At 42.3% G+C, this 21,725-nt stretch carries 22 protein-coding genes and 1 other annotated feature; all 22 genes read left to right on the forward strand.

Going from position 1 to position 21,725, the window contains the following annotated elements; all coding sequences use genetic code 11:
- The 22 genes from tatC to pyrR all read left to right on the forward strand — a co-directional run bounded on the left by tatC (nt 1) and on the right by pyrR (nt 21,674).
- The gene (gene tatC / locus MXE28_RS01320) at nt 1-924 is read left to right on the forward strand and encodes a twin-arginine translocase subunit TatC (protein WP_021841710.1); all 924 of its coding nucleotides are present in this window, start codon (nt 1-3) and stop codon (nt 922-924) included.
- A 123-nt stretch (nt 925-1,047) separates the two neighbouring features.
- Nucleotides 1,048-1,271 (forward strand) — a binding site (T-box leader).
- Between the two features lie 41 nt (nt 1,272-1,312).
- Nucleotides 1,313-3,970 carry a valine--tRNA ligase gene (locus MXE28_RS01325; protein WP_247239728.1) on the forward strand — a complete coding sequence of 886 codons (2,658 nt, stop codon included), beginning with the start codon at nt 1,313-1,315 and terminating at the stop codon, nt 3,968-3,970.
- Between the two features lie 9 nt (nt 3,971-3,979).
- A complete protein-coding gene (locus tag MXE28_RS01330; protein WP_021841708.1) occupies nt 3,980-5,263 on the forward strand; it encodes a folylpolyglutamate synthase/dihydrofolate synthase family protein in 1,284 nt (427 codons plus the stop codon).
- A gap of 11 nt (nt 5,264-5,274) precedes the next feature.
- Entirely contained in the window at nt 5,275-6,549 is a 1,275-nt protein-coding gene (locus MXE28_RS01335) for an O-antigen ligase family protein (protein ID WP_021841707.1), read from the forward strand.
- A gap of 478 nt (nt 6,550-7,027) precedes the next feature.
- Nucleotides 7,028-8,530 carry an acetyl-CoA hydrolase/transferase family protein gene (locus MXE28_RS01340; RefSeq protein WP_021841706.1) on the forward strand — a complete coding sequence of 501 codons (1,503 nt, stop codon included), beginning with the start codon at nt 7,028-7,030 and terminating at the stop codon, nt 8,528-8,530.
- Nucleotides 8,531-8,558: 28 nt separating this feature from the next.
- Nucleotides 8,559-10,205: a methylmalonyl-CoA mutase family protein gene (locus MXE28_RS01345; protein WP_021841705.1), complete on the forward strand. Its 1,647-nt coding sequence runs from the start codon at nt 8,559-8,561 to the stop codon at nt 10,203-10,205.
- Between the two features lie 46 nt (nt 10,206-10,251).
- Nucleotides 10,252-10,647, forward strand: coding sequence for a cobalamin B12-binding domain-containing protein (locus tag MXE28_RS01350; protein WP_021841704.1), 396 nt, complete (start codon nt 10,252-10,254; stop codon nt 10,645-10,647).
- Between the two features lie 72 nt (nt 10,648-10,719).
- Entirely contained in the window at nt 10,720-11,661 is a 942-nt protein-coding gene (gene meaB / locus MXE28_RS01355; protein WP_021841703.1) for a methylmalonyl Co-A mutase-associated GTPase MeaB, read from the forward strand.
- 47 nt (nt 11,662-11,708) lie between these two features.
- A complete protein-coding gene (gene mce / locus MXE28_RS01360) occupies nt 11,709-12,131 on the forward strand; it encodes a methylmalonyl-CoA epimerase (protein ID WP_021841702.1) in 423 nt (140 codons plus the stop codon).
- A 47-nt stretch (nt 12,132-12,178) separates the two neighbouring features.
- Entirely contained in the window at nt 12,179-13,708 is a 1,530-nt protein-coding gene (locus MXE28_RS01365; RefSeq protein WP_021841701.1) for a carboxyl transferase domain-containing protein, read from the forward strand.
- A gap of 81 nt (nt 13,709-13,789) precedes the next feature.
- Entirely contained in the window at nt 13,790-14,128 is a 339-nt protein-coding gene (locus MXE28_RS01370) for an OadG family protein (RefSeq protein ID WP_247239729.1), read from the forward strand.
- 26 nt (nt 14,129-14,154) lie between these two features.
- On the forward strand, nt 14,155-14,328 hold the full coding sequence (locus MXE28_RS01375; RefSeq protein ID WP_021841699.1) for a hypothetical protein: 174 nt from the start codon (nt 14,155-14,157) through the stop codon (nt 14,326-14,328).
- A 64-nt stretch (nt 14,329-14,392) separates the two neighbouring features.
- Nucleotides 14,393-14,779, forward strand: a complete 387-nt coding sequence (locus MXE28_RS01380; protein WP_021841698.1) for a biotin/lipoyl-containing protein — start codon at nt 14,393-14,395, stop codon at nt 14,777-14,779.
- Between the two features lie 65 nt (nt 14,780-14,844).
- Nucleotides 14,845-15,966, forward strand: a complete 1,122-nt coding sequence (locus MXE28_RS01385) for a sodium ion-translocating decarboxylase subunit beta (RefSeq protein ID WP_021841697.1) — start codon at nt 14,845-14,847, stop codon at nt 15,964-15,966.
- A gap of 186 nt (nt 15,967-16,152) precedes the next feature.
- Nucleotides 16,153-16,410 carry a hypothetical protein gene (locus MXE28_RS01390; RefSeq protein WP_021841696.1) on the forward strand — a complete coding sequence of 86 codons (258 nt, stop codon included), beginning with the start codon at nt 16,153-16,155 and terminating at the stop codon, nt 16,408-16,410.
- A gap of 145 nt (nt 16,411-16,555) precedes the next feature.
- The gene (locus MXE28_RS01395) at nt 16,556-17,854 is read left to right on the forward strand and encodes an SLC13 family permease (protein ID WP_247239730.1); all 1,299 of its coding nucleotides are present in this window, start codon (nt 16,556-16,558) and stop codon (nt 17,852-17,854) included.
- A gap of 135 nt (nt 17,855-17,989) precedes the next feature.
- Nucleotides 17,990-18,634 carry a hypothetical protein gene (locus MXE28_RS01400; RefSeq protein WP_021841694.1) on the forward strand — a complete coding sequence of 215 codons (645 nt, stop codon included), beginning with the start codon at nt 17,990-17,992 and terminating at the stop codon, nt 18,632-18,634.
- Between the two features lies 1 nt (nt 18,635).
- Nucleotides 18,636-19,037: a hypothetical protein gene (locus MXE28_RS01405; RefSeq protein ID WP_021841693.1), complete on the forward strand. Its 402-nt coding sequence runs from the start codon at nt 18,636-18,638 to the stop codon at nt 19,035-19,037.
- Between the two features lie 304 nt (nt 19,038-19,341).
- A complete protein-coding gene (locus MXE28_RS01410) occupies nt 19,342-19,509 on the forward strand; it encodes a 4Fe-4S binding protein (RefSeq protein ID WP_021841692.1) in 168 nt (55 codons plus the stop codon).
- A 179-nt stretch (nt 19,510-19,688) separates the two neighbouring features.
- On the forward strand, nt 19,689-20,132 hold the full coding sequence (lspA, locus tag MXE28_RS01415) for a signal peptidase II (RefSeq protein ID WP_021841691.1): 444 nt from the start codon (nt 19,689-19,691) through the stop codon (nt 20,130-20,132).
- 65 nt (nt 20,133-20,197) lie between these two features.
- Nucleotides 20,198-21,145, forward strand: a complete 948-nt coding sequence (locus tag MXE28_RS01420; protein WP_156704671.1) for an RluA family pseudouridine synthase — start codon at nt 20,198-20,200, stop codon at nt 21,143-21,145.
- 10 nt (nt 21,146-21,155) lie between these two features.
- Nucleotides 21,156-21,674, forward strand: a complete 519-nt coding sequence (gene pyrR / locus MXE28_RS01425) for a bifunctional pyr operon transcriptional regulator/uracil phosphoribosyltransferase PyrR (RefSeq protein WP_021841689.1) — start codon at nt 21,156-21,158, stop codon at nt 21,672-21,674.
- Nucleotides 21,675-21,725 lie beyond the last annotated feature (51 nt).

Consider the following 21,725-nt stretch of genomic DNA (forward strand, 5'->3'; position numbering starts at 1 on the left):
ATGGAATCGTTTCAGGTACGTGATTTTAATGACCCGAAACGAAAGCCTTCCTTGAATAGTGTTTTGGCGCAAAAAGAACGCCTAAAGGCAGCCGAACGAATTCGCCGCGGTGAAGTAAATGACGAAACATCGGCTGAGGAGTTGAAGGCTGTATCCGGTGATGTAGCGACTGTTGATCTTGCTGCGACTGAGTCGCAGTATACACCGCTGGAAGAGCAGATTATGGCTGAAAATAAAGCCATGTCCTTAGTAGGTCACCTGGGTGAACTGCGTAAGCGGATAATTATTTCGGTCCTCGCTATTTTGGTGGGCTTTTGTGTCGCCTATTATTATGTAGATGATATATTGGCCATGATTGTGGCGCCGGCCGGTAAGTTGTACTATATGCGCCCGACGGAAGCTTTTTTTACCTATATGAAAGTAGCTTTTGTGGCCGGCGTTATTGCAGCCTCACCGGTGTGGCTCTATGAAATATGGGTCTTTGTTATTCCGGCACTAACACAACAAGAGAAAAAGTTAACCAATTGGTTCTTACCGTTTGCGATTATGCTGTTTGCTATTGGCATCGTGTTTTCTTATGCTTTGGTATTACCGGTGGCCATTAAATTTTTCATTGGTTTTGCCACCGATGAATTGCAGCCCCTATTTTCTATCGGGCAATACTTAGATTTTGTCATAGCATTTGTGCTACCTTTCGGATTCATATTCGAATTGCCCATTGTTATGATTATTTTGGCCAAACTGAATCTGATTACGTCGGATTTTTTGCGCTCCAAACGAAAAATCTTTATCTTCCTGTCCTTTGTTATAGGGGGCTTCATATCGCCGACACCGGATATGTTTTCGCAGACTATGATTGCCATGCCGATGATTATTCTTTATGAACTAAGTCTTTGGATGGTAGCCAAGGTGATGAAACGGTAAGTAAAAATTGACAGGTTGGACATTTTTAGATATTATGAGTATAGATACAGTTGTTTAAATTCTCGTATATCAGGTAGGGCCTGATTACCGTATGATTACAGCCGTATTAATTGATATTTGTATAACAAAGCTGAGATAAGGAAAAATCTTCTCATAGCGTGGCAGAGAGCGTTGGTAAGGTGCGAGCAACGTACGTGAAAGGAAGAGGGTAGCCTTTGAGCTGACTTGATGAAGCAATCTTTGGATTGTGTGTAGTTTTGTCCGGTTAACCCCGTTAGAGGTAATGAGTGATTGCAACGGCAATAATCTAGGTGGTACCGCGGAAGTTAAGCCCTTTCGTCCTAATGGACGAGAGGGCTTTTTTTATATCATAGAGGAGGAACTTGAGATGAGTGAGTTCAAGAATTTAACAACCTATAATCCGGGGGAAATTGAGCAGAATTGGTATGAATTTTGGGAAAAACAGGGATACTTCCACGAAGAAGTAGATGAAAGTAAAAAGCCGTTCAGTATCGTATTGCCACCGCCTAATGTAACGGGGCAACTTCATATGGGGCATGCGCTCGACAATACCTTGCAGGATATTCTGATTCGCTTCAAACGTATGCAGGGCTACAATGTGCTTTGGATGCCGGGTACCGACCATGCCGGTATTGCTACGCAGGTAAAAGTAGAACAGAACCTCAAAGAAACAGAAGGCAAGTCTCGTTATGATCTTGGCCGTGAAGAGTTCGTTAAACGTGTTTGGCAATGGAAAGAAGAATATGGCAGCACTATTGTTAAACAGATTCGCAGCTTAGGCGCTTCCTGTGACTGGACCCGTGAACGCTTTACCTTGGACGAAGGCTACTACAAAGCTGTTCGCGAAGTATTCGTAAGCTTATATGAAAAAGGTCTTATTTATCGCGGTGAACGCATTGCCAACTGGTGTCCTAGTTGTCATACCGTTCTTAGTGACATTGAAGTTGAGCACAGTGATGAAGCAGGCCATTTATGGTTCATCAAATATCCTGTAGTCGGTGAAGAAGGTCGCTTCGTAACGGTTGCTACAACCCGTCCGGAAACTATGTTCGGTGACGTGGCCGTAGCCGTTAACCCTGAAGATGATCGTTATAAAGATATTATCGGTAAAACATTGTTATTGCCATTCGTAAATCGTGAAATTCCGGTAATTGCCGATGATTATGTAGATCCAGGCTTTGGTACGGGCTGTGTAAAAATTACACCGGCTCATGACCCTAACGACTTTGAAATGGGTCAACGTCATAACCTCGAATCTATCGTAGTTATGAATCTTGATGCGACGATGAACAGCGAAGCCGGTCATTTTGAAGACATGACCCGTGAAGCCGCTCGTAAACAAGTAGTAGCCGAACTTAAAGAACAGGGCCTCCTTGCCAAAATCGAAGACCATGAACACAGTGTAGGTCATTGCTCCCGTTGTAATACCATCGTAGAACCGCTCGTATCGAAACAGTGGTTTGTAAAAATGGCACCCCTTGCCGAACCTGCTTTAAAAGTTGTTAAAGATAAAGACATCGAATTCGTACCGGAACGTTTCACCAAAACGTACACTAATTGGTTAGAAAACATCCGTGACTGGTGTATTTCTCGTCAGTTATGGTGGGGTCACCGCATTCCTGCTTGGTATTGCGATGATTGCGGTGAAGTGATTGTATCCAAAGATGACGTTACGGAATGTCCTAAATGTGGCGGTCATGTTCATCAGGAAGAAGACGTACTGGATACTTGGTTCAGCTCCGCTTTATGGCCGTTTGCGACTATGGGCTGGCCGGAACAGACCAAGGAATTGGCTCATTGGTATCCGACTAGTGTAATGGTAACCGGTTATGACATTATTTTCTTCTGGGTAGCCCGCATGATTTTCATGGGTCTTGAATTTGAAAAAGAAATTCCGTTTAAACATGTATTCATTCATGGTCTCGTACGCGACAGCCAAGGTCGTAAAATGAGTAAATCTTTAGGCAACGGTATTAATCCGCTTGATGTAATCAACGAATACGGCGCCGATGCACTTCGCTTTACGTTGGTAACCGGCAATACACCGGGGAATGATATGCGTTTTTACATGGAACGCGTAGAAGCTAATCGAAATTTTGCAAATAAGATTTGGAATGCCGCAAAATTTGTTATAATGAACTTAGATAATTACGATCCTGAGTTTGTTCCTAGTGAAGAAGACTTTACGTTGGCAGATCGCTGGATTATTGATACCTACAATAATGCTGTGGCCACCATCACCAATAATTTCGATAAATTTGAGTTAGGTGAAGCAGCTGCCGGTGTTTATGACTTTATTTGGAACAGCTATTGCGATTGGTTTATCGAATTGGCTAAGCCGCGTCTTTATAATAAAGAAGGCGGTCGTGACCGTGCGGTAGTTCAATACTTATTGGTAACTATTTTGCGTCATATGCTCGAATTGTTGCATCCGTTTATGCCATTTGTTACAGAACACATCTGGCAACATCTCCCTCATGAAGGGGGAAGCATCGTAGTGGCTCCATGGCCAACGGCTTTACCGTTCGCTGATCAGAGCACCGCTGCTGCGCAAATGAACATCATGATGGATGCCATTAAAGGGATTCGTAACATGCGCGCCGAAATGAATGTACCGATGGGTAAACGCAGCGCTGTTATTTTAGCTGTCACTGATGAATCGCTCCGCACCATGGTAAGCGAACATCAAGATTACTTTAAGACTTTGGGCTGGGCTGAATCGGTAACTATTTTGGGTGCCGATGATGCGAAACCTGAAAATGCTACCGTAACGGTAGTTAACGGTCTTGAAGTATATCTCTTACTCAAAGACTTAATCGACGTAACCAAAGAACGGGAACGTTTGACAAAAGAAAAAGAAACACTTAAGAAGGAAATTGCTCGTTTAGAAGGTAAATTAGGTAATCCGGGCTTCGTGGCCAAGGCTCCGGCAGATGTAGTTGCAAAAGAACAAGCCAAATTGGCTGAATATCAGCAAAAACAACAAGCTGTTATTGAACGTGAAGAATTTCTTAAAACCTTATAGGAGGTAATCATGACGTACGCAGAGGCAGTGGCCTATTTAGACAGTTGTGCATCCTTTGGCATCAAACCCGGTTTGGAACGCATTCATGCGTTATTGGACGAATTGGGGCATCCTGAACGGGCCTACAAAACCGTCCATGTGACGGGGACCAACGGTAAAGGTTCCGTTACGGTGTATATCGATTCGGTACTCACCACCAGCGGACACCGTTCCGGTCGTTTCACATCACCCCATTTAATCAGTTATACGGAACGCATTGCGGTAAATGGTCGCAATATTACCGAAGAAGCGTTTGGTGAATTGATTGCAAAAGTAAAAGACGCTGTAGCTAAAATTGAAGCGAAAGGATCGGAATCACCGACTCAGTTTGAAGTATTGACGGCAGCTGCTTTCTTGTTCTTCATGGAACAGCAGGTTAACTATGCAGTCATCGAAGTAGGCCTCGGCGGTTTATTGGATTCAACGAATGTGATTTTCCCCGAAGTATCCGTAATCACCAATGTATCCATGGACCATCAGGCGTATTGCGGTAACACCCTCCGTGAAATTGCTACCCATAAAGCGGGCATTATTAAACCGGGAATTCCCGTAGTGACGGCGGCTCAAGGGGAAGCCTTGGCTGTTATTAAGGATAAAGCCAAAGAATTGAATTCTAAAGCGTATGTGTTTAACGAAGATTTTTCAATCAGCAGTCGCACTGTCACTGAAGATGGTCAGATGATTACCTTGGAAGATAAGAGTGGTCATAAAGATATGCTGTTTACCAAAATGGTAGGCGTTCATCAAGCTGTTAATATGGCCTGTGCCTTTCGTGCCGTTCGCGTTTTAATGGAACGTGATGAAGTAATCAGCGAGGAAACGTTGCGCGAAGGCTTGGCTCGGGCTCATTGGGCCGGCCGTTTTGAAATCATCAAAAAACTAGACCGTACCTTTATTTTTGATGGTGCCCATAATGCGGGCGGTGCCGAAGCATTCCGCTTAACGTATGAAGAAGTATTTAAAGACAGACAGAAAACGGTAGTGTTGTCCGTCTTAAAAGATAAAGAAGTCAAAACAGTTGTAGAGGATTTGGTAAACCCTTACGATACTGTAATTACGGTGCCGGCTCCGACGCCGCGCACATCCACACCGGAAGAATTGGCTGAATTTGTGCCGGGTGTAGCTCAGACGGCTCAAACTGTCAGTGAAGGCATGCAAAAAGCCATGGCCGCTACCCAGGCCGGCGATATTATTGTAGTAGCCGGTTCCTTGTATATTTTAGGTGAAGCAGAAGAGTGGTTAAAAGCTCAGTAAAGGATGAAGTAATGACAGGTGCAGTATCTATTGACGGGGGCCGTCCGTTGCAACATTATATTACACGACTCCTGTATGCCGTGGTGTTGGTTATGCCTTTACATCCGTGGCTCGGGGATGCACTGGTCATTATTGCTCTTTTGCTCAGCGTTTGGGATACCTTGCGTTACAGACCATTGTCAAAACCCGCATCGTGGCTTCAGTGGTGCGTGTTGGGCTTTATGGGGTGGAGTTTATTATCAGCCCTCGGATCAGCTCGGCCGATGTGGACAACGGCCAGCTGGCTTTATAATGTAGGCATGTACGGCGGTATTTATTTCCTCACCTATCGCTATTTGCGCGAGCCCGAGCAGTGGCGTGTTTTCTTGCGTATTTTCATGTGGTCGGCCTTCATTGTTTGTTTGGTTGGCGTCTATCAATATATGACGACGTCCATGGAATTATTAAAACAGTGGGTGGATGCGGCGCATTTTCCGCTCTTGAAGCGGCGAATGTTTGCTACATTGCAAAATCCGAATTTATTCGGTGAATATTTATTAATTGTATTGTCCATGGTAGGAACGGGAATTTTTCAAGGCCTTAAAGAAAAGCGTTGGCGCTTATTGGCCTGGATGGTGCTGATGGCATTGTTTTTCCTGATTTGTATGACCCTAACCTATTCGCGGGGCATATGGCTTAGCTTTGCCTGTGTTGTGGTGTATTGGGGGCTGACTATCGATCGGCGCTTGCTTTTATCGTTATTAATAATCCCTATTGTTCTTTTTGGCTACCATGGGGAAGTGGCATCAAGGCTTTGGTCCCTGTTCGACGGTAACGATACATCCGCTGTGTTGCGCTGGGCTTTATGGGACAGTACAACCTATATGATTGCGGATTATCCGATTCTGGGGATCGGTTGGGATGCCTTCTGGTTTGAATATCCACATTATAATTACTACATTCAGGCCCCTGATGTGATAATTTATCATGCCCATAACATGTTTTTAAATATGTTGGCAGAAATAGGAATTCCCGGCGCACTCTTCTATTTTGTCGCAATATATGGCCATGCTGTGTATGCTTTGCGTTTGCCGAAAGCAACTATAAGTAACATCGTGAAGTATGGTATCGGTGCCGTTGTAGTAGGCATAACGGTTAGCGGCTTGTTTGACCATGATTTGTTTAGTCATCAGGTATCGGTAATTTTTTGGCAACTCTTAGGTTGGGCTTCATCCGTTTTATATACTTATAAAAAACGGGGGAACAAACCACTTGAGAATGAACTGACAACAGATATAAAAAATTAATATATTCGATTAGCAAGTTAATTCGTGTACTTACTAAAGTCGCTGTAATTAATAGACAAACATTGATATATTGGATTGAAATATTCTGATGTAAATGATTAAAAAAATTGATAATCTAATTTATTGATAACCGATAATTTTAGATATTTGGTTAACAATAAACCTGAAAAAGTATAGGTATGATGAGATTAATTCATCATACCTATACTTTTTTGTATATGAAATATCATTTATGCATATTGGTTGACAAAGGAAAATAATTCTTCTAAACTTAGCCATAGTTTAAAGTATAATTCTTTAAACAACATCTAATTATGTCGATGAAAGAGAAGATTTTCGATACGGTAAACTGTGAATAAAAATAAAAAAATATTCACAAAAAAAGAGGATATTTTAAACTTTTGTCGAATATGTATTAGTGTTGGAATGCGGAAGTACAATTTAATGTCATTCAAACTTTTTAAAGGAGATGGTAGTGATGATTAACATCCTCGATCGCGTACAAGGCAGTGCTCTTCAAGCTAAAATCGTTACAGCTGAAGAAGCAGCTTTGTTGATCAACCCGGGCGACCATGTGGGTATTAGTGGTTTTACCCCATCCGGTTATCCGAAAGCAGTTCCTTTGGCCTTAGCTAAACGAATGGAAAGCGATCCATTTCAAATTGACTTGTGGACAGGCGCTTCAGTTGGTGATGAAGCTGACGGTGCTTTAGTTCGAGTTAATGGGATTGCCCGTCGTTTCCCTTACCAGACAAATGGTGATATGCGTAAAGCATTGAACGCTGCGAAAGTACGTTATAATGATATGCATCTCAGCCATGTAGCTCAGAATGTTCGCTATGGTTTCTTCGGCGACTGCGATGTAGCCATCGTAGAAGCTGTATGCATCCGTGAAGACGGTGGTATTATTCCTTCCACATCGGTTGGTAACACACCTACCTACATTCATAAAGCTAAGAAAGTTATTGTTGAAGTCAATGTATCGCAACCTATGAGTTTAGTAGGTATGCATGATATCTACGAACCATTGGATCCTCCATATCGTCAACCATTGCCTATTACAGGCCCTGGTAACCGTGTGGGTACTCCTTATATCCCATGTGATCCTGAAAAAATCGTAGCTATCGTACCTTGCGATATTACCGATAAAACTCGTCCTTTGGCAGCTATTGATGATGATGCTAAAGCAATGAGCCAACATTTAATCGAATTCTTCCAGAATGAAATTAAACATGGCCGTTTACCTAAGAATTTATTGCCGTTACAATCCGGTGTAGGTTCGGTAGCAAATGCTGTTATCAGTGGTTTGGCACAAGGTCCGTTCACTAACCTTTCAATCTTTACCGAAGTAATTCAAGATGGCATGTTTGACCTTATTGATGCCGGTAAAGTTGAAGTATGTTCCGGTACGGCATTATCGCCATCTCCGGACGGCTTAAAACGTTTCTATGACAACGTTGATTTGTACTCGAAGAAAATTATTCTTCGTCCGCAAGAACTTTCCAATAGTCCTGAATTAGCTCGACGCCTCGGCGTTATTGCTATGAATACAGCTATTGAATTTGATATTTTTGGTAATGTAAACTCCACTCATATCATGGGTAGCAAGATGATGAACGGTATCGGCGGTTCCGGCGACTTCGCTCGTAACGCATATATCTCCATCTTCTGTACTAATTCGGTAGCGAAAGATGGTGCTATCAGCTCCGTTGTTCCAATGTGCTCGCACATTGACCATACAGAACACGATGTAATGGTATTCTGTACTGAACAAGGTGTGGCTGACTGCCGTGGTTTGTCACCTGAAGAACGTGCTCGCTTAATCATTAAAAACTGTGCACATCCGGATTACAAACCAATGTTAGAAGATTACCTCGAAAGAGCCATTGTAGCGACAAAACACGCCCATACACCGATTTTGCTCGACGAAGCTCTTTCTTGGCATAAACGTTTCCAAGAAACTGGAAGCATGAAGAAGTAAAGGTATATTTAGGAGGATGATGAAAATTATGGCTAACGAAGCTCTAAAAGCTAATCTCGCCAAATACGAGGCAGAAGTTGCAGAAAAGATTGCTAAATTCCCAGAACGTAAAAACTTGAAGTACAATCGTTTATACACTCCACTTGACATCGAAGGTTTCGACTACGAAAGAGATTTAGGATTCCCTGGTGAATATCCTTACACTCGTGGTGTACAACCTACAATGTACCGTGGCCGTTTCTGGACAATGCGTATGTATGCCGGTTTCGCAACTGCTGAAGAATCTAACAAACGTTATCGTTACCTTATCGAATCCGGTGCTACCGGCCTTAGCTGTGCATTTGACTTGCCAACTCAGATCGGTTATGACTCCGATGACGCTATGGCTGAAGGCGAAGTTGGTAAAGTAGGGGTAGCAATTGACTCCTTGAAAGATATGGAAATCTTGTTCGACGGCATTGACCTCGGTAAAGTTTCCACTTCCATGACAATCAATGCTCCTGCATCCGTTCTTCTTGCTATGTACATTGCAGTAGCTGAAAAACAGGGCGTACCTGCATCCGCTTTGATGGGTACTATCCAGAACGATATTCTTAAAGAATATGCCGCTCGTGGTACTTACATTTTCCCACCAAAACCATCCATGCGCTTGATTACCAATATTTTCGAATATTGCTCTCAGAATGTACCAAAATGGAACACAATCTCCATTTCCGGTTACCATATTCGTGAAGCCGGTTCCACTGCTGCACAGGAAATCGCATTCACAATCGCTGACGGTATTGCTTACGTAGAAGCTGCTTTGAAAGCCGGCTTAGACGTTGATGCTTTCGCTGGTCGTTTATCCTTCTTCTGGAATGCTCATAACAACGTACTTGAAGAAGTTGCTAAATTCCGTGCGTCCCGTCGTTTATGGGCTCACATCATGAAAGAACGTTTTGGCGCTAAAAAAGCTAAATCCATGATGCTTCGTGTACATACTCAGACTGCCGGTTCCATGTTGACTGCACAACAAGTTGATAACAACATCGTTCGTGTAGCTTTACAGACTGCCGCTGCTGTAATGGGTGGTACTCAGTCCTTACATACTAACTCCCGTGACGAAGCTTTGGCTCTTCCTACAGAAGCTTCCGTACAGGTTGCTCTTCGTACTCAACAGATCGTTGCTTATGAATCCGGCTTAGCTGACGTAATTGACCCATTGGGCGGTTCCTACTATGTAGAAGCTATGACTAATGCAATTTATGATGAAGCTGCTGAATACATTAAGAAAATCGACGAAATGGGCGGCGCTGTAGTTGCTATTGAAAAAGGTTACATCCAGAAAGAAATTCAGGAATCCGCTTACAAATGGCAGATGGAAGTTGAATCCGGTCTCCGCACTATCGTAGGCGTTAACAAATTCCAGGTTGAAGAAAAACCTGTTGAAGGTCTTCTTCGCGTAGACGCTTCCGTAGGTGTTAACCAGGCTAAGAAAACTCAGCAAGTTCGTGCAGAACGCGACAACGCTGCAGTTGAAAAAGCATTGACAGCACTTAAAGAAGGGGCAAAAGATGAAAATGTTAACCTTATGCCATTAATTCTTGATGCAGTTCGTACTTATGCAACATTAGGCGAAATTTGTAACGTATTACGTGAAGTATTCGGCGAATACCAAGCTCACTCCACGTTATAATTCTCAAGTATAATTAGCGTAACGATTAGTTCGGAGGTAATCTATCATGGCAGAAAAACGTATTCGTGTATTAGTAGCAAAACCAGGTCTTGACGGTCATGACCGTGGTGCTAAAGTTGTAGCTCGCGCACTTCGCGATGCTGGTTTTGAAGTAATTTATACTGGTCTTCGTCAGACGCCGGAACAAATTGTTGCAGCAGCTGAACAGGAAGATGTTAATGTTGTTGCATTGAGCCTTCTTTCCGGTGCTCACAACACATTATTCCCTAAAATCGTTGAAATGTTAAAAGAAAAAGGTATGGGCGACGTTCTTGTAGTAGGCGGCGGCGTAATTCCTGATGCTGATATCCCTGGTCTTAAAGAAGCAGGCGTTGCAGCAGTATTTACTCCTGGCACTCCTACAGGCGACGTAATCGAATTTATCAAAGCTAACGTAAAATAAGATGTTTTTTAGTAACAGGCTCGGATTTTTACAAGTCTGGGCCTGTCACTATATAAGAAGGCGGTGCAACCAATGGATTTAGTCAAAGAACTATTAAACGGTTCCCGACTGGCCTTGGCGAGAGCCATCACTGCAGTCGAAAGTGAATATGATGAAGCAATCGACATTATGAAAGCGATTTATCCTAAAACGGGTCATGCTCGTATTTTAGGTGTTACCGGGGCTCCCGGCGCCGGTAAGAGTACCTTGACTGATAAAATTGTTAAACAATACTTACAGCAAGGTAAAAAAATCGGTATCGTTGCGGTGGATCCGACCAGTCCGTTCTCCGGTGGTGCCATCTTGGGTGACCGTATTCGAATGAATGATTTGACGTTAAACGAAAATGTATTCATTCGCAGTATGGGTACTCGTGGCAGCTTAGGCGGATTATCTAAGAAAACATCTGATGCAGTTAAGCTGATGGATGCGTTCGGTATGGATCTTGTTATTATTGAAACCGTAGGTGTTGGTCAATCAGAAGTCGATATCGTCAAAAATGCCGATAGCGTTTTGGTTGTACTTGTACCGGGTCTCGGTGATGATATCCAAGCTATTAAGGCCGGTATTTTGGAAATCGGCGATGTATTCGCCATTAACAAAGCTGACCGCGATGGCTGTGATAAACTGAACGTTGAAATTGAAATGATGCTCGACTTAGACTCCCGTGAGGTTAAATGGCGTCCTCCTATTAAACGTACCATTGCGAGCAAAGACGAAGGTGTTGATGAATTAGTCGAAGCGTTGGATGAACATTTTGAATTCTTGGAAGACAGCGACGAATTAACTGTTCGCCGTCAGGATAGAACAAGAAATGAAATTATCGCGATGATTAATGAACAAATCGGACGTCGTGTTGCCGATGTAGTGGTAGCGAGTGACGACTTTAATAGCCAAGTTGACGCTGTTAACCAGCGTCAAAATGACCCATATACAGTGGTCAACAAAGTCTTGGCAGATGTTTTAAAAATTTAATGATACCAGCCTTCTAAGGCCTATCAAATGCAAAGGAGATTTTAACCATGGCATTTAAAGTATTAAACGTAGATCACATCGGTATTGGTGTTAGTGATTTAGCAGCAACTAAAGAATTCTACAAAAACACATTAGGTATTGAACATCTTCCTGAAGATGAAGTAGTAGAAGAACAAAAAGTAAAAGTAAGCTTCTTCCCATGTGGCGACGCTGAATTGGAATTCTTGGAATCCACTACTCCTGATGGCCCTATTGGCAAATTTATCGAAAAAAATGGTGGCCGTAACGGTATCCAACACGTTGCTTTACGTGTAGACAACATCGAAGCTGCAATCGCTGATTTAATGGAAAAAGGCGTTCGCATGATCGACGAAAAACCTCGCTACGGTGCAGGCGGATCTGCTATTGCTTTCATTCATCCAAAAGCAACTGGTGGCGTTCTTCTTGAACTTTGCCAGAGAATGAAGTAATATAAGATATATAATTTATTTATATAAAACTCTATGGAGGTGTAGTGATGGCAACAGTCCAAGAAAAGATTGAGTTGTTACACAAAAAGTTAGAAGTTGTGAAACTTGGCGGCGGGGAAAAACGTATTGAATCCCAGCACAACAAAGGCAAAATGACTGCCCGCGAACGTATCGCTAAGTTATTTGACGAAGGTAGCTTCGTTGAATTGGATCAATTTGTTAAACATCGTTGTGTAAACTTCGGTCAAGACAAAAAAGAATTACCTGGTGAAGGTGTAGTAACCGGTTGGGGTACTATCGACGGTCGTTTAGTGTATGCTTTCGCTCAAGACTTCACAGTAGAAGGTGGCTCCTTAGGTGAAATGCATGCTGCTAAAATCGTTAAAGTACAACGTTTAGCCATGAAAATGGGCGCTCCTATTATCGGTATTAACGATTCCGGCGGAGCTCGTATTCAGGAAGCTGTTGACGCATTGGCAGGCTATGGTAAAATCTTCTTCGAAAATACCAACGCATCCGGTGTTATCCCTCAGATTTCCGTAATCATGGGACCATGCGCAGGCGGTGCAGTTTATTCTCCTGCATTGACTGACTTCATCTACATGGTTAAGAACACTTCCCAAATGTTCATCACCGGCCCGGCTGTAATTAAATCGGTAACGGCTGAAGATGTAACGGCAGAAGCACTTGGTGGTGCTATGGCACACAACAGTGTATCCGGTGTTGCTCACTTTGCTGCTGAAGACGAAGATGATTGCATCCAACAGATTCGTTACTTGTTAAGCTTCTTACCAAGCAACAATATGGAAGATGTACCGCTCGTTGATACCGGCGATGATCCAAACCGTATTTCTGAAGAACTTAACACATTATTGCCAGACAACAGCAATATGCCTTATAATATGTTAGACGTAATCTCTGCTGTTGTAGATAATGGTGAATACTATGAAGTTCAACCTTTCTATGCAACTAATATTATTACATGCTTCGCTCGTTTCAACGGCCAAAGCGTAGGTATTATTGCTAACCAGCCAAAAGTAATGGCAGGTTGTCTCGATATTAATGCATCCGATAAATCTTCTCGCTTTATCCGCTTCTGTGATGCATTCAATATTCCAATCGTTAACTTCGTAGACGTTCCTGGTTTCTTGCCTGGTACTAACCAAGAATGGGGCGGTATCATTCGTCATGGTGCGAAAATGTTATACGCTTATTCCGAAGCTACAGTACCTAAGATTACAGTTATTACTCGAAAAGCATACGGTGGTTCTTATCTCGCTATGTGTTCTCAAGACCTCGGTGCCGATCAAGTATATGCATGGCCTACATCTGAAATCGCAGTTATGGGTCCTGCAGGTGCAGCTAATATCATCTTCCGTAAAGATGCAGACAAAGATGAAAAAACTGCCAAATATGTTGAAGAATTTGCTACACCATACAAAGCAGCTGAACGCGGTTTCGTTGACGCTGTAATCGAACCTAAGGTTACTCGTCCTGCAATTATTAATGCACTCGCTATGCTTGCAAGTAAGAGCGAATCTCGCGCAGCTAAAAAACATGGTAACATTCCATTGTAATTTTTAGAATGTAAAACTTAGTTTTGATTTGGAGTATCAAAATTCTTATTCTTTATTGTTAGATAGAAAGAGGAATTTATTATGGGAGGAAACGAAAGTGCTATGAACCCGTGGCTATTTATGGCAATCAATATGACTGTCGTATTTGCCGTGTTGGTTGTATTAGGTGCAATCATGGTCATTACTCATAAACTTGACCCTACAAAAAAAAAGCCTAGTGAACCGGCCAAAAGCGTAGCGCCAGCAGCTGCTCCTGTGACTGCAGCAGCGCCAGTGGTAGCTAATGATGAACCTGTAGTAGCCGCTATTACGGGAGCCATCGTGGCTATGGGTTACTCGTCAGATCAAATTGCATCAATTCGTCCGGCTACAACCAGCCGTAACTGGACACTAGATGGCAGACTAAGTGGTAGATACTAGTCAAACGTAATCTAGGAGGTGTAAACATGAGCAAGACGGAATCTAAAACCGGTAGCAACAAAGTCAATGATGAAGTAGTTGCAGTAATTGCCAGCGCTATTAGTGCTATGGGTTACTCGGTTAATCAGATTGCCAGTATTCGTCCAAGTGTAAATATTTATAATTGGAAATTGGACGGACGTTTGCGCATGAGTCGTTAATTGTAATATTGTGATGAAGAATTAGCAATTAGCATTGAAGTTTATATGTTTGGAGGATAACAAAATGAAAAAATTTAGCGTAACTGTAAATGGTACTGTATATGATGTTGAAGTTAATGAAGTAAAAGCTGGCGGCGCAGCTCCAGCTCCAGCAGCAGCTCCTGCACCTAAAGCAGCTCCGGCTCCAGCACCTGCAGCAGCTCCAGCTCCTAAAGCAGCAGCTCCTGTAGCAGCTGGTGCAACTACAGTTAAAGCTCCAATGCCTGGTAAAATTTTATCTGTTGCCGTTTCAGCTGGCCAAGCAGTTAAAAAAGGCGACCTTTTATTAGTTCTTGAAGCTATGAAAATGCAGAACGAAATCTACGCTCCACAGGACGCTACTGTATCTGAAGTTCGCGTATCCGCTAACCAGACTGTAGCTACCGGCGAAGACATGGTAGTTTTAGGCTAATAAAATATTTGTAGTGAATTGTTGATTATATCAGTAATTAAGTTCTCTGAGAAAGGAGATCACACATGGATGCATTTATCGTAGCGGTCTCTTCAGTTTGGACAGACAGTGGGTTCGTCAACTTCAACTGGGGTAATGCTGTTATGATTTTAGTAGGTTTACTATTATTATACATGGCATTTGCTAAAGAATTTGAACCATTATTGCTCTCGCCAATCGCATTTGGTTGTATACTCGCCAACATTCCTCGCAATGGTTTTGAAGAAGGGGTTATGGCCCTTATCAGCGCCGGGGTTGCTAATGAAATCTTCCCTCCACTTATCTTCTTAGGTGTAGGTGCGATGACTGACTTCGGTCCTTTAATTGCTAACCCTAAAACATTGTTCTTAGGGGCAGCAGCTCAAATCGGTGTTTTCGTTGCGTTAGCCGGTGCTATGGTGATTGGTTTCACTGCACCACAGGCAGCTGCAATTGGTATTATTGGTGGTGCTGATGGTCCTACATCCATTTACTTGGCTACTAAATTGGCACCAGAATTACTCGGTGCTATCGCCGTAGCGGCCTATTCTTATATGTCCTTAGTACCATTAATCCAACCACCGGTAATGAAGTTGTTAACAACGCAGAAGGAACGTGAAGTTGTTATGGAACAGCTTCGTGAAGTTTCTCGTTTTGAAAGAATTGCATTCCCAATCCTTTCCACTATCTTCATTTCCTTGTTATTACCATCCATCACTTCCTTGTTAGGTATGTTGATGTTAGGTAACTTGTTCCGTGAATCCGGTGTAACTGAACGTTTATCCGATACTTCTCAAAACGCTTTGATCAATACCGTTACCATCTTCTTGGCAACAGGTACCGGTCTTACTATGAATGCTGAACACTTCTTAACAATTGAAACCATTAAGATTATCATCTTAGGTTTAGTTGCGTTCATCTTCGGTACAGCCGGTGGCGTATTGTTCGGTAAAATCATGTACATGTTGGATGGCGGTAAAACAAACCCACTCATTGGTTCCGCCGGTGTATCCGCGGTTCCAATGGCAGCTCGTGTATCTCAGGTAGTAGGTGCTAAAGCAAACCCTGCCAACTTCTTGTTGATGCATGCTATGGGTCCTAACGTAGCCGGCGTTATCGGTACTGCAGTTGCAGCCGGTACTATGCTTGCCATGTTGGGTGCTAAGTAATTAAATATTGAAATGCTGGCTTGGGGGGATTCTCCCCCCCAAGGTTAGCTTTTTACTTGTCGATTTACAGTAATGTGAAGAGATACTTTGACAATAGGTTCTGCTCGAAGTATTCTTTGGGGATATTACAGATTAGTATCGATAAATCGTATTGCATTTATAATTTAATGTAGAGGTGATTTAGACTTGTTCTCCATAGAATTGAAAATTTTAATTTCTTTCGCGTGGGCACTTATTGTCTTTTTAGTTGTAGCCTTAATTATCGGACCTGAGCGTAAAGCTCAATGGTTCCAACGTCGTAAAAAGTATTCCTTCTTTAATCGACGGGGTGTTATTAGTGAACTCTTATTTTTTGGCTATCCCAATACTAAGGAGGGCATTTTTATAACAACAGGCATGGCTGTTGCCATCGGGGCGGTTGTCTTTGGTCTGTATCATTTATAGTCCTTAGTATGAGGTAGGATATTCTGATTATATGTAATCGGATAGTTGAAAAGATATAATTGAATAATCGAAGTTCACTTCCTGAAATAAGGGTCCTATTAATACGTTTAGTGAATATTGATGTATTAAAAGGAGATGACTTTACATGGATGCTGCAGTACAAACGTTGATCGTACTCGCTGTTATGGCGGTTTTCTTTGTAACTGAAATTATCCCACTTGCTATTACCTCCTTGGGTGGTGCCATTGCTTTAGCATTGATGGGTATCATTAGTAGTAAAGAAGCTTTTTCCGGCTTATCCGATAGTACAGTAGTATTATTCGCCGGTATGTTCGTTGTAGGCGGTGCTTTATTCTACACCGGTTTAGCCCAGAAAATTGGGGAAACCGTAGTATCCAAAGCCGGTACCAGTGAAAACGGCTTGATGTTCGCAATCATGGCTGTTACAGCCGTCATGTCCGCATTCTTGTCTAACACCGGTACAGCTGCTGCTTTATTACCGGTAGTAGTTGGTATCTGTGCGGTTGCTAAAATTCCTGCCAGCCGTCAGTTAATGCCATTAGCATTCGCTGCCGGTATCGGTGGTATTATCACAATGGTTGGTACACCTCCAAACATTATCGTTAACGGTGCCTTATCCAAAGCCGGTATTGAACCATTCGGTTTCTTTGAATTTGCTTGGATTGGTATTCCTTTGACTGTTGCCACTATCGCTTTCATGATGTTCATCGGTAAACACTTCTTACCTAAACATCAGATTACCGATGTTGGTGATGTTGAACAAGAAGTAGCTGCTGAAGATATTTCTAACGATCCTAAGAAACAATTATACTCCGGTTTAATTCTTTTAACAGTTATCGTATTGATGATCTTAGGCGATCCATTGAAATCCATTGGTATTAACTTACCATTGAGCTTGGTAGCCGTTATGGGCGCTTTAGCTTGTGTACTTACCGGTTGCTTGGAAGAAAAACAAGCTTACACTTCGATTGACTGGGTAACCATCTTCTTGTTCGCAGGTATGATGCCTGTAGCAGGTGCTATGGATAAATCCGGTGCCGGTCAATTAATCGCTGACTCAGTACTTGGCGTTATGGGTTCCGATCCTAGCCCTTACTTCGCAACAGCAGTATTGTTCTTATTATCTTGCGTTATGACTCAGTTCATGTCCAATACCGCATCTTGTGCATTGCTTGGTCCTATCGGCATCGCAATTGCAAAAGGTATGGGTGCTGACCCTCATGCCGTATTAATGGCTATCGGCGTTGCTGCATCTTGTGCTTTTGGTACACCTGTTGGTACGCCTCCAAACACATTGGTACTTGGCCCTGGTCAATACAAATTCATGGACTATGTTAAAGCCGGTGTTCCATTGATCGTTGTATGCTTCATCGTAAGTATCTTGATCATTCCAATGGTATGGCCTTTCTTCCCTGGTAAATAATTACCGGTCAGAAAGTAACTTTAGTTGAGATAATACTAAAAAATACTTTATAATTAATGTTGAGGCGGTGCGCTTTACGTGCTGCTTCAACATTTTTTATTTTATTGAACGGTATTTTTATGGGAGTTTATGATTATGAAGATTTTTGGAAAGGCTGAATCAAAACGTAGTATAACGGCTGCTTTTGTTATAGCCTTCTTCTGTATTTTATTATTGATTGCTATGGGCTGGACCATATCCAGAAGTATTGCCAAGGGCATTATTATCTTAGATGAATTATTTGTTGAAGTGGTGGCTTTATTTGTCATTTTAAAGTCCGCTGTTGCACAATATACATATCTATTAACTGGAGATAAATTGGTTATTGTCGAGAAAATCCTGTTTTACACTAAAAAGATGGAAATTCCGTACAATATGATCGATGGGGTGTATGCTCATAAGACCGAATTCATCAGCAAATTCCGTTTGCGTTATAAATATCGGAAATGTTCAACGGTAGATAATCGTCCTATTTGGGCGTTAATATATTCCATTGTTAACGGTAAGAAGATTAAAAATGGTCGTGTATTGTTAAAAGCCGATCCGGCTTTTTTTGAGGCATTCGATCGCTTTGTGCCGAATAGAATCTGTGCACCGCAAGCCGATGTCATGTTATATTCTTATGCAAGACGTGATGCTGTAATGCATGATGAGTCGGTAGAAGAATATTTTAAGAAACTATCAGGCGCGTCTGAAGAGTCGACTGATACAGCACATACGGAAGAGGAGGGCAGTCGCTAAGATGAATCATGAAGAATTAACCAAAAGACGTAAGGAACTGATTGATGAACGAGCCGCCCGTTTAGAGGAATGGCGTAAGCTAATTCAATTGGAGGATCGGCCTCCGCTGGCTATCTCCCTCATTGGTTTTATTTTAATTGCTGCCGGTACCGTCATGGTATATTTGGTGGAACATCCAAGTATTTATGAACCGATGTTTTTAGGTGGCTTAGCATTAATGCTCATAGGGGCGGCTGTTTTTTATAATAGTAAAATTACAGTAGATGGTCGATTTAAACGTAAACAAAGATTGCGTACCATTGTGGAAGAGCTGAATGAACAAATTCGTGATGCTTCACAAGAATTAGGGTTGCCGAATCCTAAAATTAAATTCCCTAAAGATCACAGTAAACGCAAAAAGTAATTGATAATGCTAGTCATTTGAAATTGAGCATGGTTCACATCTTAAATGAGAATGCACTGTGGGCCTATGGTTGGACAAAAACTTAAAAATGTATATTGAAAATGTCTATCAATAACCCGTAAAGTGGCATTCCTACTATGTAAATAAGTCAATTTAACTTGCGTAAAAATAATAAGAAATCATTCTCCATAAGTTTGACAAGAAGGAAAAATCGTGCCATAATGAGAATATAAAGTTAAGGTAAGTTCCTTAAAGAAATGATAATTCAGAAATTATCCGGTATATTATGTGGAGGTGTCCAACTATGAGATTGATCGGTGACGAATGTATTAAATGTGGTTCTTGTGCTTCTGTATGCCCAGTAGGCGCTATCAGCGAAGGCGAACTCAAATACGAAATCAATGAAACTTGCATCGACTGCGGTTCTTGCGAATCCGTATGCCCTGTAGGCACTATTCATCCAGCTGAATAATCTTGGATGCTCAAAGCCCTCTAGATAGAGGGCTTTTTTTCTTGCCCTTTTTTATATAGAGTAGACCAAACCGAGCGTTTTATGTCATAATACATAGTAAAGGAAATGCCCTAATGATATGGAATACAGGCATTTTAGAATAAACTGGCTAGACTATAAACTGATAAAGGATGGATAGAGTGTATATTATAATTGGTATTGCATGGTTCGTATTAGATCAATTGACAAAGCAATGGGTGCAGGCATCGTTCTTGCTGGGGGAATCCCTACCGGTCATACCTAATGTCTTTCATTTGACATATATTTTAAATAAAGGCGCAGCCTTTGGCATATTGGCGAATCAGCGACTTTTTTTCTTGGCTATAGTCGTTGTCTTACTCGGTGCGTTATGGTATTTTCGCCGATATATTTTAAACGGCGATGTTTTTACAAAACTGGGGACCGCCTTATTGGTTAGCGGTGCTCTGGGCAATGGCTGGGACCGATATCACTTGGGCGCCGTAGTGGACTTCTTTGATTTTCGTATATGGCCCATTTTTAATGTAGCCGATATCGGGATTTGTGTCGGTGTGGTGCTATTGGCAATTCATGTTTGGCGAACACCGCATGAAGGAGGTAAGTAATGAAATCAGATACTTTACATACTATGGATGAATCTTTGCAATATATGGATGAATCTTTGGATACGATGGAAGCAGTGGACGGTAATGCAGGAATTGATAAGACGATTACCTTAACCGTTCCGGACGATAAAGAAGGGGAACGACTAGATGTATATTTAACATCGATTATGGAAGGGTCTCGCAGTTATGTACAACAATTGATTAAAAGCGGGGCTGTCACGGTTAATCAAAAAGCGGCCAAAAGTAATTTAAAGCTTACGGCCGGTTCAAAGATTTTTGTGGCCGTGCCGAAGCCGCAAGCGGTTGAAGTAAAACCGGAAGATATTCCTCTCGACATCCTCTATGAAGATCACGATATTATTATCATCAATAAACCGCGTGGTATGGTAGTGCATCCGGCGGTAGGTAATTATACGGGCACACTGGTAAATGCTTTATTATTCCATTGTAAGGATTTATCGGGAATTAATGGTGAAATTCGTCCGGGCATCGTTCATCGACTCGATAAAGATACATCGGGCGTCATGATGGCAGCGAAGAATGATTTGGCTCACATCGGTTTGGCTGAACAGGTAAAAGCCCATTCGGCAACGCGTACCTATTATGCATTGGTACACGGCAATATTGTGGAAGAACGAGGCACGATTAAGGCGCCTATCGGACGTCATCCGAAAGACAGAATGAAAATGGCCGTTGTGTTTGAAAACAGTAAGGAAGCGATTACACATTTCACGGTTGTAGAACGATTCGGCAAACATACCTTGGTTCAATGTGTACTGGAAACAGGCCGGACACATCAGATTCGTGTTCATTTTGCTCATATCGGCCATCCGGTGGTCAACGATCCGTTCTACGGCTATCGTAAGATGGATTTTCCTATTGAAGGGCAAGCCTTACATTCCTTCAGTTTAGCCTTGAAACACCCTATTTCGGGACAGGATATGTATTTTGAAGCGCCGTTACCGGAGGACTTTTTAGCTTGCTTAGACTATGCTAAAACTCATAATGTATAAGGAGTCAGCTATGCAGGAAAAACGAATTCTAATGGATGAACAGGCTATGATGCGGGCCATTCGCCGCATTAGCCATGAAATTTTAGAACGTAATAAAGGCCTGGAACATGCACTCATTTTAGGCATTGAACGGCGCGGCATTTATTTAGCGGAGCGTTTACAAGCTCAGATTGAAGCTATCGAAGGCGTGCATATTGATGTGGCAACTATCAACGTGGCTATGTACCGTGATGACAGAACGACCAAGGGCAAAGAAGGGCCGCCGTTCACGTTAGATACGACGGGGAAACTGGTTATTTTGGTAGATGATGTTCTCTATACGGGGCGAACCATTCGTTCCGCCCTTAATGCCTTAATGGAAGTGGGCAGACCGCGGGCTATTCAATTAGCCGTACTCGTTGACCGAGGACACCGCGAATTGCCGATTCGCGCCGATTATGTGGGGAAAAATATTCCTACATCTCATATGGAAACCGTGCGCGTAAATGTTAAAGAGCAGGACGGGGAAGATAGCGTTACTATTTCGTAAGATTGAAAATATGATAATAGCAGGAAGCTTCGGTTGATGGCAAATAAAAGG

This window comes from Veillonella sp. KGMB01456 (genome assembly GCF_023051165.1).
In the GTDB taxonomy this organism is placed as follows: Bacteria; Bacillota; Negativicutes; order Veillonellales; family Veillonellaceae; genus Veillonella_A.

Excerpts from the sequence above, each read along its gene's own strand:
- MXE28_RS01350 (WP_021841704.1), top strand. The coding sequence starts at position 10,252 with ATGGCAGAAAAACGTATTCGTGTATTAGTAGCAAAACCAGGTCTTGAC.
- mce (WP_021841702.1), top strand. The coding sequence starts at position 11,709 with ATGGCATTTAAAGTATTAAACGTAGATCACATCGGTATTGGTGTTAGT.
- MXE28_RS01380 (WP_021841698.1), top strand. The coding sequence starts at position 14,393 with ATGAAAAAATTTAGCGTAACTGTAAATGGTACTGTATATGATGTTGAA.
- MXE28_RS01410 (WP_021841692.1), top strand. The coding sequence starts at position 19,342 with ATGAGATTGATCGGTGACGAATGTATTAAATGTGGTTCTTGTGCTTCT.
- MXE28_RS01330 (WP_021841708.1), top strand. The coding sequence starts at position 3,980 with ATGACGTACGCAGAGGCAGTGGCCTATTTAGACAGTTGTGCATCCTTT.
- MXE28_RS01335 (WP_021841707.1), top strand. The coding sequence starts at position 5,275 with ATGACAGGTGCAGTATCTATTGACGGGGGCCGTCCGTTGCAACATTAT.
- meaB (WP_021841703.1), top strand. The coding sequence starts at position 10,720 with ATGGATTTAGTCAAAGAACTATTAAACGGTTCCCGACTGGCCTTGGCG.
- MXE28_RS01395 (WP_247239730.1), top strand. The coding sequence starts at position 16,556 with ATGGATGCTGCAGTACAAACGTTGATCGTACTCGCTGTTATGGCGGTT.
- MXE28_RS01385 (WP_021841697.1), top strand. The coding sequence starts at position 14,845 with ATGGATGCATTTATCGTAGCGGTCTCTTCAGTTTGGACAGACAGTGGG.
- MXE28_RS01370 (WP_247239729.1), top strand. The coding sequence starts at position 13,790 with ATGGGAGGAAACGAAAGTGCTATGAACCCGTGGCTATTTATGGCAATC.
- MXE28_RS01340 (WP_021841706.1), top strand. The coding sequence starts at position 7,028 with ATGATTAACATCCTCGATCGCGTACAAGGCAGTGCTCTTCAAGCTAAA.
- MXE28_RS01420 (WP_156704671.1), top strand. The coding sequence starts at position 20,198 with ATGGAAGCAGTGGACGGTAATGCAGGAATTGATAAGACGATTACCTTA.
- MXE28_RS01345 (WP_021841705.1), top strand. The coding sequence starts at position 8,559 with ATGGCTAACGAAGCTCTAAAAGCTAATCTCGCCAAATACGAGGCAGAA.
- pyrR (WP_021841689.1), top strand. The coding sequence starts at position 21,156 with ATGCAGGAAAAACGAATTCTAATGGATGAACAGGCTATGATGCGGGCC.
- MXE28_RS01375 (WP_021841699.1), top strand. The coding sequence starts at position 14,155 with ATGAGCAAGACGGAATCTAAAACCGGTAGCAACAAAGTCAATGATGAA.
- MXE28_RS01405 (WP_021841693.1), top strand. The coding sequence starts at position 18,636 with ATGAATCATGAAGAATTAACCAAAAGACGTAAGGAACTGATTGATGAA.
- MXE28_RS01365 (WP_021841701.1), top strand. The coding sequence starts at position 12,179 with ATGGCAACAGTCCAAGAAAAGATTGAGTTGTTACACAAAAAGTTAGAA.
- MXE28_RS01325 (WP_247239728.1), top strand. The coding sequence starts at position 1,313 with ATGAGTGAGTTCAAGAATTTAACAACCTATAATCCGGGGGAAATTGAG.
- MXE28_RS01400 (WP_021841694.1), top strand. The coding sequence starts at position 17,990 with ATGAAGATTTTTGGAAAGGCTGAATCAAAACGTAGTATAACGGCTGCT.
- tatC (WP_021841710.1), top strand. The coding sequence starts at position 1 with ATGGAATCGTTTCAGGTACGTGATTTTAATGACCCGAAACGAAAGCCT.